This window comes from Kribbella sp., from assembly GCF_035687465.1.
GTDB lineage: Bacteria > Actinomycetota > Actinomycetes > Propionibacteriales > Kribbellaceae > Kribbella.
This window is the reverse complement of record NZ_DASRXP010000226.1, coordinates 1-12,728: the sequence shown is the minus strand read 5'-3', so window position 1 is coordinate 12,728 and position 12,728 is coordinate 1. Positions and strand designations below refer to the sequence as shown.

Genomic DNA, 12,728 nt, shown 5'->3' with positions numbered 1-12,728 from the left:
CCATGCTGACCGACCGGCTGGGGTACCTGTTGAAACACGTCCAGGCGCGACTGACCGACCAGAGCGCGAAGGCGCTCGAGTCGTACGGCGTGGACGGCCGGGACCTCGCGATCCTGTCGGTGATCGCGGCGGAGGACCCGCTGTCCCAGCTCGAGGTGGCGGCCCTGCTGGGCGTCGACCGGACGTCGATCGGGGATCTCCTGGACGGTCTGGAGCACCGCGGCCTGGTGGAACGCCGTCGGAGCCCGGAGGACCGCCGCCGCAACCTCGTGGCGCTGACGGCCGAAGGCGAGGCTCTGTTGGAGGCGGCTGAACGAGTTCGGATCGAGATCGAGAAGGCGTTCCTGGCGCCCTTGGGCAAGGCCGGCGCCGAACGGTTTCGTGACGACCTGCGCATCCTGCTCGAGGGCAAAGGCTGAGCGCTCGGGCGATGCTTGCGAGGGAATGGAGGTTCGGTCGGGGCGGTTGGACTTTGCATCATGGATTCGCCTGCGTCGCTCCCCCGGTCGTCACTGGCCGGTGTCCCGTTGTCGATCCTGGACAGGTCTCGCACCCGGGCAGGTGAGACCGAGGCGGAGACGTTGCGCGGCACGGTCCTGCTCGCTCAGCAGGTCGAGGAACTCGGCTACCAGCGGTTCTGGGTCTCGGAGCACCACAGCGTTCCCGGTGTCGTCGGCTCGGCTCCGACCGTTCTGGCGGCGGCTGTTGCATCGGCGACGAGCCGGATCCGGGTCGGCACCGGCGGGGTGATGTTGCCCAACCACCGGCCGCTTGTAGTTGCGGAGCAGTTCGGAGTACTGGAGTCGCTGTTCCCGGGCCGGATCGACATGGGCCTGGGCCGGTCCGTCGGCTTCACCAACGGCATCCGCCGCGCGCTGGGAGTCGAGAAGGATGCGGCGGAGGACTTCAGCGCCCAGGTCCAGGAGCTACTCGGCTACTTCACCGGCACCCAGCGAAACCACCCCCAAGTACACGCCCGCCCCGGCGAGGGCCTGCACGTGCCGCCTTTCGTACTGGCCGTCGGCGAAGGCGCTCTCTTGGCAGCCTCACTCGGCCTCCCCCTGGTGATCGCCGGAGTCAGAAGCGAGGCGGACCTCCTTAGCTGGCTTGAGCGTTACCGCTCCGCCTTCCGCCCGTCTGCTTGGGCCGACCGCCCGTACGTCGTACTGGCGGCGACAGTAGCTGTGGCGTCCACAACGGAGCAGGCGAGGCGGCTGCTACTGCCGGAGGCCTGGTCCGGCGCATACTCCCGGACTCGCGGGGTGTTTCCGCCGTTGCTGCCGGTGGAGGACGTCCTGCAGGTGGAGATGAGCGAGAAGGAGCGCGAGTTCTACGAGCAGTCGCTGCGAGGACAGATCTACGGGACGCCGGCAGAGGTCGAGGCCGAACTCGGTGGGCTGGTCCAGCGCACCGCTGCCGACGAGGTGCTGATCACCACCAACACCTACGACCGCACCGAGCTCCTGGCCTCCTACGAAGCCCTGGCCCACCTGGCCGCCCTCCGCACACCTGCGACCCACTGACCCTCAGCCGGAGATCCGCGCCTGGAGGTTGTCCGGGTCGCTCCAGCTCAGCGGTCAGAGCGCCCGGACAGTTCCTCGACGAGTTTGAGGAGGGCTGAGTGGTCCAGGCCGCCGTCGCCTCGGGCCACCAGGGCGGCGACGAGCTGGGAGACGACGGCTCCGAGCGGGATGACCACGCCGACTTCACGTGCCGCGGCCTGCACGATGCCGAGGTCCTTGTGGTGCAACTCCAGCCGGAAGCCGGGCTTGAAGTCCCGCGCGAGCATGCCCTCTGCCTTCCGGTCGAGGATCGCGTTCCCGGCCAACCCACCGGCGAGCACCGTCACGGCGGCCGTGGCGTCCACGCCGGACGCCTCGAGGAACACGATCGCCTCGGCGACCAGTTCGATCGTCCCGGCCACGATCAACTGGTTGGCCGCCTTGACGGTCTGACCGGAGCCGGCCGGTCCGACGTGCACGACGGTCTTGCCCATCGCGCCGAGGACCGGCCTGGCATCCTCGAAGTCGGCCGCGGACCCTCCGACCATGATGGACAGAGTGGCGTCGATCGCACCTCGCTCGCCGCCGCTCACCGGTGCGTCCAGCACCCGCAGTCCGCGATCGTTGCCGTCGGCAGCCAACTGCCGGGCGACATCCGGCCGGATCGTACTGGCGTCGATGACCAAAGCACCCGCCTTGGCACCGGCGAACACGCCGCTCGAGCCCCGCATCACCGCCTCGACATCCGGGGAATCAGGCAGCATCGTCACCACGACGTCAGCCTCCGCGGCGGCCTCGGCCGGACTTGCCGCACCCCGCCCCCCGCTCGCCTTCAACAGCTCGAGCTTGGCCGAGCTCCGGTTGTAGCCGACGACATCGAACCCGGCCTTCACCAGGTTGCTCGCCATCGGCAGGCCCATGATGCCGAGACCGATGAATCCGACAGTGGTCATGCCAACCCCAATCTGGTGCGGATCTCGTCAGCGCTCACCCCTCCGGGGCGCTGGCGGGTAGCGGCCGCGACCCTCGCGATGGAAGCGATCTTCGCGTTGATCGGCGCACTCAGGCCGTGCTGCCGCGCGATGAGGGCGATCTCACCGTTGAGGTAGTCGGTCTCGATGCTGCCCGTTGCCCTGGTCAACGACTGCCACGACGAGCCACCGAGCTCCTCGGGCTCACCCGGCACCGGGTGGACGACGAAACTGTCGGCCCGGGCGGCCGCCTCGTCCTCGTCGGACGTGAAGGCGATCCCTGCTCTGGTGAGGACTTCCCGAGCCTCGGCCCGCGTGGCCGCCACCAGGGGACGGTAGTCGCCGTTCCGCCCGATCAGTGCCTGGAAGCAGTTCCCGACGTTGTCGATCAGCTTGCGGTACTTCCACGGCATCACGTCAGCGGGCAGGGAGACCTTGAAGGTGGCCTTGGTCCAGTCGTCCCGGATGCCGGCCAAGAGGGCGGCATCGCGGTCCCCGGCCGGGTAGGACCCGAGGTGGAACATGCCCGATCTCGGAGCGGACCGAAGCATCACCTCGCCCGGCCGGAGGTGGATCGCGGGGACCCAGACACAGACGCCGATCACCCGGGCGAAGTACCGGGCTGCCATCGACTCGCTCGCGACGCCGTTGAGCGCAGTACAGATCGGTAGCAGTTCACCGGCGGTTCCGACCGCTGTCCCGCCGCGGTAGACCGGCACGTCGGCCCACTGCGTCAGGGCGGCGATGGCTTGCTGGGCCTTCGTCGCCAGGACCAGGACGTCGTCCGGTGCCAGGCGCACGTCGTCCGGGCCGGAGGCAGACGGGACGTCGAGCACGATGTCTTCTTCGGGAGATCGCAGGCGAAGGCCGTGCTCGGCCATTGCGGCCGCGTGCTCACCACGGGCCACTAGCACGGCCTCGAGTCCGTGTTGGACGAGGCGACCCCCCAGTCCTCCACCGATCGCGCCCGCGCCGATCACGACGTACCGGCTCATGCGCGGAACACCGTCGAGTCGACCTTGTCGGCGTACAGCCGGTCCCAGTCGTAGGTGACGCCCAGGCCGGGACCGGTGGGTACGGCGACGCAGCCGTCCGGTCCGACCGCCGAGGCGTCTTCGACGTAGTCGCAGGCGTACACCGGTGGATGCAGCGGGTTGCCGCTCGCCGGATCCAGCAGGCCGAGCTCGTAGTAGTTGGTGTTCCGGATGGCCGCCATGCAGTGCCGTTGCGCGGGACCCGAGGCATGGACCTCCATGTCGATCCCGATCGACTCGGCAGCGTGGGCCGTCTTCATCACCCCGGTGATCCCCATATCGAGCTCTGGGTCAGCGCGCAGGAAGTCTGTTCCACCTTGTAGAGCAACCGCCATCCGCATCTCCAGACCTCGGACGAACTCGGTGAGCAGCAAGGGCGTCTTGATCCGCTCCCGCAGGATCTTGTGGCCGAACGGTGCGTTGTCGCGCATCGGGTCCTCCCACCAGTACGCGCCGATCTCGTCGCAGACTCTCCCGAGGGCCAGCGCATCGGCAAGGGTCCGCAAGGAATTTCCTGGATCGGTCATCACGTCCGTCCGGCCGGCCGAACCCTCGGCGGCGGCTCGCAGCGCGTCGATCTCGGCCCGCACCGAACCGGTCGACGGACCGTGGATCTTGTACCCGGGAATGCCCGCGTCCGCGCACCAGGCCGCGAAGTCGCGGTAGCTCTCGGGATCCGACAGAGCCCCCAGCCCGTGACCGCCGCCGACGGTGCTCGCATACGCCGGCAGCCGGTCGCGGAAAGCGCCCAGCAGGGCAGAGACCGGCTGACCGGCCGCGTGCCCGGCGGCATCCCACAAGGCGATATCGATCGCTCCGGCGCCGATGCGGTCATTCTTGGCAAAGCTCCGGTTCGCACGGTCCCAGATCTGCTCCCGCGCGAAGATGTCCAGTCCGATGATGGATCTGGCCAGCGCCGCCACCTGCGAGATCGCGTACGGCGGGGCGCTCCACAACACCACGTAGTTGCCCTCGACACCGTCCTCGGACCGGATCCGCACCGCGAAACGGCGGGTGGTCCGGGTCGGCAGCACCTCGTCACGCAGCCTTTGGCCGGCCGCGTCATAGCCATACGTCACGGTGTGGTTGAACTCGAGCAGTTCGACCTCTTGGATGAGGGACATCAAACCTCTCTCGGCTGTGCTGGTCGGCTACTTCAGACCGGTGGTGGCGATGCCCTGGGTCAACGCCTTCTGCGCGAGCAGGAAGACCGCGAAGACCGGGATCAGCGTCACCACCGACATGGCGAACAAGGCCCCGTAGTTGCTGAGGCCGGTGGAGTCCTGGAACGCGCTGAGCCCCATCGGCACCGTGTACTTGTCCGGCGTGTTCAGGTAGAGCAGCGGGGTGAAGAAGTCGTTCCAGGTCCAGATGAAGGTGAAGACCGCGGTGACCCCGAGGGCCGGAGTACACAGCGGCAGGATGACGCTCCAGAAGGTGCGCAACGGACCGCAACCGTCGATCGCGGCCGCATCGTCGAGGGTGGTCGGCAGGCCTCGCATGAACTGCACCATCAAGAAGATGAAGAACGCCTCCACCCCGAGGAACTTCGGCAGGATCAGCGGCACGTAGGTGTTGATCAGCCCGAAGTGGTTGAACAGGATGTACTGCGGAACGATGGTCACGTGGAACGGCAGCATGATCGTCGCCAGCATCACCGCGAACATGGCGCCCCGGAACCGGAAGCGCAGCCGGGCGAACGCATAGGCGGCCAGCGTGCACGAGATCAGGTTGCCGACGATGCAGAGGATCGCGACCATCATCGAGTTGAACAGGAAGCGCCCGAACGGCACGCCCAGCGAACTCCACCCGGTGATGTAGTTGTCGAAACTGAAGGCGGAGCCACTGCTCCCGCCGGTGAGGATGTCCTTGTTCGGCATGAAGGATCTGGTCAGCATCCACACCAGCGGATAGATCATCACCACCGCGAAGGCGATCAGCAGGACATGCTTCCAAGTGCCGCTGAGCAGCCGCCCGAGATTAGTTCTCATAGTGCACCCAGTACCGGGAGGCGATGAAGTTGACCGCGGTGAACATGCCGATCACCACGAACAGGACCCAGGCCAACGCGCTGGCGTAACCCATCTCGAAGTTCTGGAAGCCCGACTGGAACAGATACAGCGTGTAGAACAGCGTCGAGTTCGCCGGGCCACCAGTCCCCGACGAGATGATGTACGCCGGGGTGAAGGCCTGGAACGCGCCGATCAACTGCAGCACCAGGTTGAAGAAGATCACCGGACTGAGCAGCGGCAGGGTGACCCAGAGAAAGCGGCGGATCGCGTTGGCGCCGTCCACCCGGGCCGCCTCGAGCAACTCCTCCGGGATCTGCCGCAGGCCGGCCAGGAAGATGATCATGGGCGATCCGAAGGTCCAGACATGCAGGACGATCAACGTGTCGAGGGCGTGGGCAGGGTCGGAGATCCACGAACCCATGTGGATCCCGACCTTGCCCACCAGCTTCGGCAGCAGCCCGTCGCTGGAGAAGAGCTGCCGCCAGAGCACCGCGACCGCGACGCTGCCGCCGAGCAGGGACGGCAGGTAGTACACAGACCGGTACAGCGCCAGCCCGCGGACGCCGCGGTTCAGCGTGACCGCGACGAGGAGGGCGAACCCCAGTTGCAGCGGGACCGAGATGAAGACGTACTTCGCGGTCACGACGGCCGAGGCCGCGAAGGTCGGATCCGAGATCATCCGCCGGTAGTTCGCCAATCCGGCCCACTCGGGTGTGCCACCCAGCCGGTAGTTGGTGAACGACAGGTAGAGCGACGCCAGCATCGGGACCAGGGTGATGAGCACGACACCGAGCAACCACGGGATCAGGAACAGATAGCCCGCCCGTCCGGTCCGGCGCTCGATCGAGACTTGCCGTGTCTTCAGGCCCTCAAGTGCAACAGCCATGGGAGTCCTCCTCCACTGTTGGGCTTCAGGCGGTCAGGGGCTGCCAGTACTGCGGCCGTCCCTCCCATTCACGGAGTCCTTCGCGCACAGCGTCGAGGCGTTCCATCGTGGCCCCGTCGTAGTGCCCCAGGGACAGGCCGTCGCAGCCGGCGTCGACCGCGGCCTTGACGCTGGCCCGCAAGGTCTCCGGTGTCGCGTTCGGACGGACGCCGAGCGCGGCGATCAACTTCTGGTCCTCGCGCAGCGACCGGCGGGCCTTCATCAGCTTGGCGCGCTTGGTCGCCACGCCCTCCGCGGTACCGAGCTGGTCGGAGTAGTCGGACTCGCGCACCGAGTCGACGTAGGCGAACGCGGACTTGAAGTCGAGGCCGGCGCGTTCGGGCGAGGCCATGTAGGTGTTGTAGCGGAACTCGACCTCGCGTCCTGACGATCGAAGAGCTTCCCGCACCCTCGCGAAGAGCTCGGTGATCGACCGCTTCCTGAACTGGAGCCAAGCCGTCAGCGCATCATTCTCGAGCAGCAGCGCCGACTCGGTGTAGTTGGCCTCGTCGAGCAACTGCCGCTCGTGCAATTCCTCGAGACCGTCCTTGACCGCGAGTCGCGCCAGGTGCTGCACCTCGTCGACCAGCGCGTTCCAGTCCAGGCCCTCGCTCTTCGCCTTCGCCTTGCAGCTGTCGCAGAAGCAGCCACCGGTTGCCACCGCCAACAATTGCTGCCAGGCGGTCGGGCCGAAGCTGTGCGTCCCACCGTCGCCGCGGCCGGAGCCGAACATCACCAGACAGGTCTGGACGTAGTCCACGTCGTAGTTGGTGGCAAGGTCGGTGAAGAGCGCAGCCAGATACTCCTGCACGTCCGGGTGGTTCAGGCACGGCAGCGCACGCTTCGCCTCGACGGCCTCGAACGCGCCGACGACGTTGCCGAAGACATCGCGCTGGAGCACATCCGGGTAGTTCTCCCGGGCGTACTGCGCGTCGATGACCGTGTGGGAGATCTCGCAGCCGGTCCGCATCCCCCGCGCCCGGGCCGCGTCGATCAGGGGTTGCAGCCAGTCCTTGTCCTTGAGGAAGTCGCGTTCCGACGTGAGCGGCTTGATCCGCCCGTAGCGGGATGCGTCGGGCCGCCAGTAGGCCCGGCTGTCCTCGGGAACGTAGTACCGGCGAACGGGGTTGTGCGGGTAGAAACGTGCGTGCAGCGGGCGCTTCTCGCGATGCATGAGACCTACCAGGTACGCCGAGTTCACCTCGGCGCGGCTGGCCAGCACGTCCAGGATGTGCTCCACTCCCTCATCGTGGAGGTCCCAGGCGTACAGACTTGCGGCGATCTCGTTCAACGGCATGTTTTGTCCTTCGGTTCGTGAAAGATGAGCACGTCGGTGGATCAATGGCGCGGTGTCACTTGGCCAGCAGCTTGGTCCTCAGGTCACCGAAGACCGTGTCGACCGTCTGGGCGACCGTTGACTTGCCATAGGCAAGGTTCTCGATCGCCTTGTTCATGGCGGTGCCGAAAGCGCCGGCGGTCGGCAACGCAGCCGGTACCGGCTTGGCCTTCGCGCTCGCCTCGAAGCCGATGTACTTCAGGAACTGGGCCTCGGGAGCGCTGACGGTGGGCGAGATCACCTGGCGGATGCGATCGGTCGGCGGGCCACCGATCGTCGTACCGATGATCTTGGCGCGGTCCTCGTCGTTCAGCAGGAAGTCGGCGAACTTGAGTGCCGCTTCAGAATTCTTGGTGTTGGCGGCGATGCTGAGCATGTTCGGGTCCAGGGCGATGTTGGCGTTGCCGGCACCACCGTTGCCGGGGACGGGCATCAGGACCAGCGGGTCCTTCGACAGTTGCTGGAGCTCGAGCATCTGGTTGGAGTTGCGCATGTGGAAGGCGGAAAGACCTCTGATCATCGGGGCGCCTTCGAAGTACGGGTTCTGTTCCAGCGCCAGCGCGGTCGGCACCGCCGCCTGGCTGTCGCGCAGCTGCTTCCAGTACTCCAGCCAGGTGGTCAACAGCTCGCGGGTGAAGCCGATGTCACCGGAATCGGTCCACATCTGCTGGCCGTTCTGACGGGCATAGGCACGGAAGAAGTTCGGCGCGCTCGCGTAGTTGGGATCGTCCGTGCCGAAGAACTTCTCCCCCTTGGCCTGGTGGATCTTCGCGCAGTACGAGGTGTACTCCTCCCAGCTGTAGGCCTCCGGGTACTGCTTGATCGGGATGCCGACCTCGTCGAGGACGCTCTTGCGGGCGAAGACCCCGACGGACTGGATCCCGTGCGTCATCGCGTACTGCTTGCCGCTCTGCTTGCCCGGCTCCATCACGGCGGCGCTGAAGCCGTCGATCGCGATCCCGCCGGCCGTACCGAGGTGGGGGGTGAGATCCATGATGTGTCCCTCGGACGCCATCTGCGGCAGCAGATCGCCCAGGATCCACATCACGTCCGGCAGGTTCTTGCTCGCCATCGCGACGGTGGTCTTCGTCCTGATGGAATCGATTGCACCGAACTCCGGCATCACCTTGATGGTGGGGTTCTTCTTCGTGAACAGCGCGCAGGCCTCCTGGAAGCGCTTCACGCGATCGTCGGCGCCCCAGAACATGAACCTCAGCGTGGCCGAACCGCCACTGCCGCCGGCTGAATCCGAGGCCCCGCAGGCGGCCAGTGCTGACGACGTGAGCCCGGCGGCCCCCAGCGCTCCGCCCAACTGCAGGAGGCGGCGACGCGACAAAGTACGAGGATTGGCAGTCATTTCCCGACCTTTCACCAGTGGTGGGCTGGGCACGAGCATCCGCCTTGTACAGTTGTCTGTCAATATGACAAGACTGGCAAGTTTACAAGTCAGGCTCAGTCCGGCTGTCTGGTCCAAGGACTGACCAGTAAGCTTGCGGGAATCGAAGGAGAGGAGTAACGCCGTGCAGATCGATGCGGGCCTGGAACTCGGGCCGTCCTCGTTGACCGAAGCGCTGTTCGAGTCTGTCCGTAAGCGCATCGTGAACGGCGACATCGCCCAGGGGGAAAGGGTTACCGAGGTCCGCCTCGCGACGGAGTACAACGTCGCCCGCCCTACCGCCAAGGCCTGTGTCGAACGACTGACCGCCCTGGGACTGCTCCGCCGGACGGCCCACAAGACCGCGGTCGTCCCGACGCTCGACGAGGCCGAGATCCGCGATCTCTTCTTCAGCCGGATCACCATCGAACGCGCTGCGGTCAGCGCCCTCGCGCTCGCCGGTGCCGTGCCGGCAGCGGCTACCAAGGCGCAGATCGCGATCGAGTTCGCCGCCCGCGACCGGCAGTTCGCGAACCAGGTCGAAGCCGACATCGCCTTTCACTCGGCCCTGGTGACAGGTGTCGGGAGCCGCCGCCTGGCGCGGATGCACGAGTTGATCATCGGCGAGGTGCAACTGACGATGGGCCACTACCAGGCCCATCGGACCGCCGACCCGACCACTGTCGCGCAGGAGCACGCCGCGATCCTCGACGCGATCAAGGACGGTGATCCGGACCGGGCCGGCGAGCACCTCAACTACCACCTCGAACAGGCCCAGGGGCGTCTGCTCACCTCATTGGCGAAGGCAGTCGTAACCTGAGATTGCTAGACAAGATTGCATGCCTGACGGTTCGATGCGTAGTCTTCGCGTGATCGTTCTTCCGAGGAGGGGATCCATGGACTACCGCGGGCATCCGTTGAGCGCGAACGTGTCGATGCTGTTCACCGAACTCCCCTACCTGGACCGTTTCGGGGCCGCGGCCCGGATGGGCTTCACCCAGGTGGAGAGCTGGTGGCCGTTCGCCTCGCCCACGCCTTCGGTTCCCGAGGTCGACCTCTTCGTCACCGCGATCTCGACGGCCGGGGTGACGCTGAGCGCGCTGAACTTCTTCGGTGGTGACGTGGCGGCCGGTGAGCGCGGGATCGCCTGCCGGCCCGACCGCGAAGCCGAGGCGGCCGCCAACCTCGGCGCGATGGTCGCGATCGCCGAGAGCACAGGGTGCCGGTTGTTCAACATGCTGTACGGGCAGCTCGATGATCGTTGGTCAGTTGCGGAGCAGGAGTCGACAGCTGTTGCCGCGATCAGAGCGGGGGCCGAAGCGGTGGGCCCACTGGGTGGGACAGTCTTGCTGGAACCTCTGACAGAGGGACTGAACGGGCGCTATCCACTGCTGACAGCCGACGATGTGCTGGCATTGCTGGACGGGCCGCTGAAGGATCTGACCAACGTGTCGCTGCTGTTCGACACGTTCCACCTGGGGAGCAACGGCGTCGACCTGGTTGCGACTGCCACGGCTCTTGGAGCGGGCATCAAGCATGTCCAGATCGCCGACAGCCCGGGACGCGGAGAGCCCGGGTCGGGCGCCCTGGCCATCGATGCGGCCCTGGATGCTTTGAGCGCGGCCGGCTATGGCGGCGTGGTCGCCTGCGAGTACAAGCCGACCACCGACACCGCTACCAGCCTGGCGACCTTCCTCAGACCATGAGGTGAAGAAGCAACCAAACCGCGGGAGCCGTTGCCAGCAAGGAATCCAGCCGGTCCATCACGCCACCGTGCCCGGGCAGCAGGTTCGACATGTCCTTGATGCCGAGGTCCCGCTTGATCATCGACTCGGCCAGATCCCCGACCGTCGCGGTCAGGACCGCGACCGCGCCGACGATCGCGCCGACCCACCAGTGACCGTCGAGCAGCCAGACCACGGACCCGATGCCGGCACCGATACAGGCCAGCGTGGAGCCGGCGAAACCCTCCCAGGACTTCTTCGGGCTGATCGTCGGCGCCATCGGATGCTTGCCGAACAGCACGCCGACCACGTAGCCGCCGACGTCGCTCGCCACCACGACGAAGAAGAAGATCCCCACCCGTTGGGCGCCGTCTTCCTCCGGCCGCACCAGCAGGATCGCGAAGGCGGCCAGCATCGGCACGTAGCCGACCAGGAACACACCGGTCGTGACATCGCGGACGAATCCGATCGAGCCGCTCGGCATCCGCCAGAAGATCGTCGCCAGCACCGTGGCGGCCAAAGCGACCATCAGGGCCAGCGGGCCACCGAAGTACGCCGAGACCACCATCGCCGTCGTACCGGCGAACAGTGGGATCCGGAACAGCTTCGCGCCGCCGGTGTGGAAGACCCGGACCAGTTCGTCGACGGCCACCAGGACGGCGGCCAGCACGACGAAGATGAAGAGAACCTTCTCCCAGTACAGGGATCCGAAGATGACCGCGCCGAGCCCGAGACCGACCGCGATGGAGACGGGCACGTTGCGCCCGGCGCGGCTCGGCGCGGGCGTGCTCTGGTCGACGCCCATCACACCTCGAGCAGTTCGGCTTCCTTGTGCCTCAGCAGGTCGTCGATCGAGTCGACGTACTTCTTCGTCAACCCGTCGAGCCGCTTCTCAGCACTCTTGCCCTCGTCCTCGCCCGCATCGCCGCCCTTGACGGTCTTGTCGACCTCGTCCTTGGCGTGCCGGCGGATGTTGCGCACCGAGACCTTGGCCTCTTCGGCCTTGGTCTTGGCGACCTTGATGTACTCCTTGCGCCGCTCCTCGGTGAGCTGAGGCATCACCACCCGGATCACCGAGCCGTCGTTGCCCGGGTTCACCCCCAGGTCGGAGTCGCGGATCGCCTTCTCGATCGCGCCCATCGCGCTCTTGTCGTACGGCGAGATGAGCACGGTGCGCGGCTCGGGAACCTGGAAGCCGGCCAGCTGCTGCAGCGGCGTCGGGCTCCCGTAGTAGTCGGCCACGATGCCCGAGAACATCTGCGGGTGCGCCCGGCCGGTGCGGATCGCGGCGAAGTCGTCCTTGGCGACCTCCACGGCCTTCGCCATCTTCTGCTCGGCTTCGCGGAGTGCTTGGTCGATCACGACATTCCTCGCTTCCTAGGGGCCGCGTCGGTGCGGCCGCTCCAACCCTACGAACGCTGGTTTACCAGACATCGGACGTCAGCCCGTGTGTCGGTCGATCCTAGTGCCTGGGTCACTGACCTGGTGAAACGACCGTGCCGATCTTCTCACCTCGGACGACGCGGGCGATGTTGCCCTCCTCCAGACCGAAGATGACGATCGGCAGCGCGTTGTCCCGGGCCAGGCTGATCGCTGTGGCGTCGGCGACCCGGAGCCCCCGGGCCAGGAAGTCGTCGTACGAGAGCTGGTCGAACTTGACCGCGTCCGGGTTCTTCTTCGGGTCGGAGTCGTAGACCCCGTCGACACCCTGCTTGCCCATCAGCAGCACCTCGGCACCGATCTCCAGCGCGCGCTGCGCGGCCACGGTGTCGGTGGAGAAGTACGGCATGCCCGAGCCGGCGCCGAAGATGACCACCCGGCCCTTGGCCAGGTGACGGTCCGCCTTGCG

At 66.7% G+C, this 12,728-nt stretch carries 14 protein-coding genes; 4 read left to right on the top strand and 10 right to left on the bottom strand.

Going from position 1 to position 12,728, the window contains the following annotated elements; genetic code table 11:
* The first annotated feature begins 2 nt into the window (after positions 1 to 2).
* Both VFG33_RS11360 and VFG33_RS11355 read left to right on the top strand, forming a co-directional pair.
* Positions 3 to 419: a MarR family winged helix-turn-helix transcriptional regulator gene (locus VFG33_RS11360; RefSeq protein WP_325025299.1), complete on the top strand. Its 417-nt coding sequence runs from the start codon at positions 3 to 5 to the stop codon at positions 417 to 419.
* A 60-nt stretch (positions 420 to 479) separates the two neighbouring features.
* Positions 480 to 1,523 carry an LLM class flavin-dependent oxidoreductase gene (locus tag VFG33_RS11355; protein ID WP_325025297.1) on the top strand — a complete coding sequence of 348 codons (1,044 nt, stop codon included), beginning with the start codon at positions 480 to 482 and terminating at the stop codon, positions 1,521 to 1,523.
* 47 nt (positions 1,524 to 1,570) lie between these two features.
* On the opposite strand, the gene VFG33_RS11350 is transcribed toward VFG33_RS11355, so the two are convergent.
* The 7 genes from VFG33_RS11350 to VFG33_RS11320 are packed head-to-tail and all read right to left on the bottom strand — an operon-like array spanning position 1,571 to position 9,137.
* A complete protein-coding gene (locus VFG33_RS11350; protein ID WP_325025295.1) occupies positions 1,571 to 2,455 on the bottom strand; it encodes a 2-hydroxy-3-oxopropionate reductase in 885 nt (294 codons plus the stop codon).
* Positions 2,452 to 3,468 (bottom strand): ketopantoate reductase family protein, encoded by a 1,017-nt coding sequence (locus tag VFG33_RS11345; protein WP_325025293.1) that lies wholly within the window; start codon positions 3,466 to 3,468, stop codon positions 2,452 to 2,454. The genes VFG33_RS11350 and VFG33_RS11345 overlap by 4 nt, the downstream gene beginning before the upstream one ends.
* Positions 3,465 to 4,631 carry an enolase C-terminal domain-like protein gene (locus tag VFG33_RS11340; RefSeq protein ID WP_325025291.1) on the bottom strand — a complete coding sequence of 389 codons (1,167 nt, stop codon included), beginning with the start codon at positions 4,629 to 4,631 and terminating at the stop codon, positions 3,465 to 3,467. Before VFG33_RS11340 ends, VFG33_RS11345 begins: the two co-directional genes overlap by 4 nt.
* Positions 4,632 to 4,658: 27 nt before the next feature.
* Entirely contained in the window at positions 4,659 to 5,498 is an 840-nt protein-coding gene (locus VFG33_RS11335) for a carbohydrate ABC transporter permease (RefSeq protein WP_325025289.1), read from the bottom strand.
* Entirely contained in the window at positions 5,488 to 6,405 is a 918-nt protein-coding gene (locus tag VFG33_RS11330) for a carbohydrate ABC transporter permease (RefSeq protein WP_325025287.1), read from the bottom strand. Before VFG33_RS11330 ends, VFG33_RS11335 begins: the two co-directional genes overlap by 11 nt.
* A gap of 25 nt (positions 6,406 to 6,430) precedes the next feature.
* On the bottom strand, positions 6,431 to 7,741 hold the full coding sequence (locus tag VFG33_RS11325) for an alpha-amylase family protein (RefSeq protein WP_325025285.1): 1,311 nt from the start codon (positions 7,739 to 7,741) through the stop codon (positions 6,431 to 6,433).
* 55 nt (positions 7,742 to 7,796) lie between these two features.
* Positions 7,797 to 9,137 (bottom strand): ABC transporter substrate-binding protein, encoded by a 1,341-nt coding sequence (locus tag VFG33_RS11320; RefSeq protein ID WP_325025284.1) that lies wholly within the window; start codon positions 9,135 to 9,137, stop codon positions 7,797 to 7,799.
* Positions 9,138 to 9,300: 163 nt separating this feature from the next.
* Between VFG33_RS11320 and VFG33_RS11315 the strand changes: the two genes are divergently transcribed.
* Both VFG33_RS11315 and VFG33_RS11310 read left to right on the top strand, forming a co-directional pair.
* Positions 9,301 to 9,975, top strand: coding sequence for a GntR family transcriptional regulator (locus tag VFG33_RS11315; protein WP_325025282.1), 675 nt, complete (start codon positions 9,301 to 9,303; stop codon positions 9,973 to 9,975).
* 76 nt (positions 9,976 to 10,051) lie between these two features.
* Positions 10,052 to 10,861 carry a hydroxypyruvate isomerase family protein gene (locus tag VFG33_RS11310; protein ID WP_325025280.1) on the top strand — a complete coding sequence of 270 codons (810 nt, stop codon included), beginning with the start codon at positions 10,052 to 10,054 and terminating at the stop codon, positions 10,859 to 10,861.
* Here VFG33_RS11310 and VFG33_RS11305 read toward each other — a convergent pair.
* The 3 genes from VFG33_RS11305 to VFG33_RS11295 form a co-directional block, all read right to left on the bottom strand.
* Positions 10,851 to 11,684 carry a phosphatidate cytidylyltransferase gene (locus VFG33_RS11305; RefSeq protein ID WP_325025278.1) on the bottom strand — a complete coding sequence of 278 codons (834 nt, stop codon included), beginning with the start codon at positions 11,682 to 11,684 and terminating at the stop codon, positions 10,851 to 10,853. The genes VFG33_RS11310 and VFG33_RS11305 overlap by 11 nt on opposite strands.
* On the bottom strand, positions 11,684 to 12,238 hold the full coding sequence (gene frr / locus VFG33_RS11300; RefSeq protein ID WP_325025339.1) for a ribosome recycling factor: 555 nt from the start codon (positions 12,236 to 12,238) through the stop codon (positions 11,684 to 11,686). Before frr ends, VFG33_RS11305 begins: the two co-directional genes overlap by 1 nt.
* 115 nt (positions 12,239 to 12,353) lie before the next feature.
* Positions 12,354 to 12,728: uridine monophosphate kinase (locus VFG33_RS11295; RefSeq protein ID WP_414672945.1), on the bottom strand; the 375-nt coding region annotated here is incomplete at its 5' end.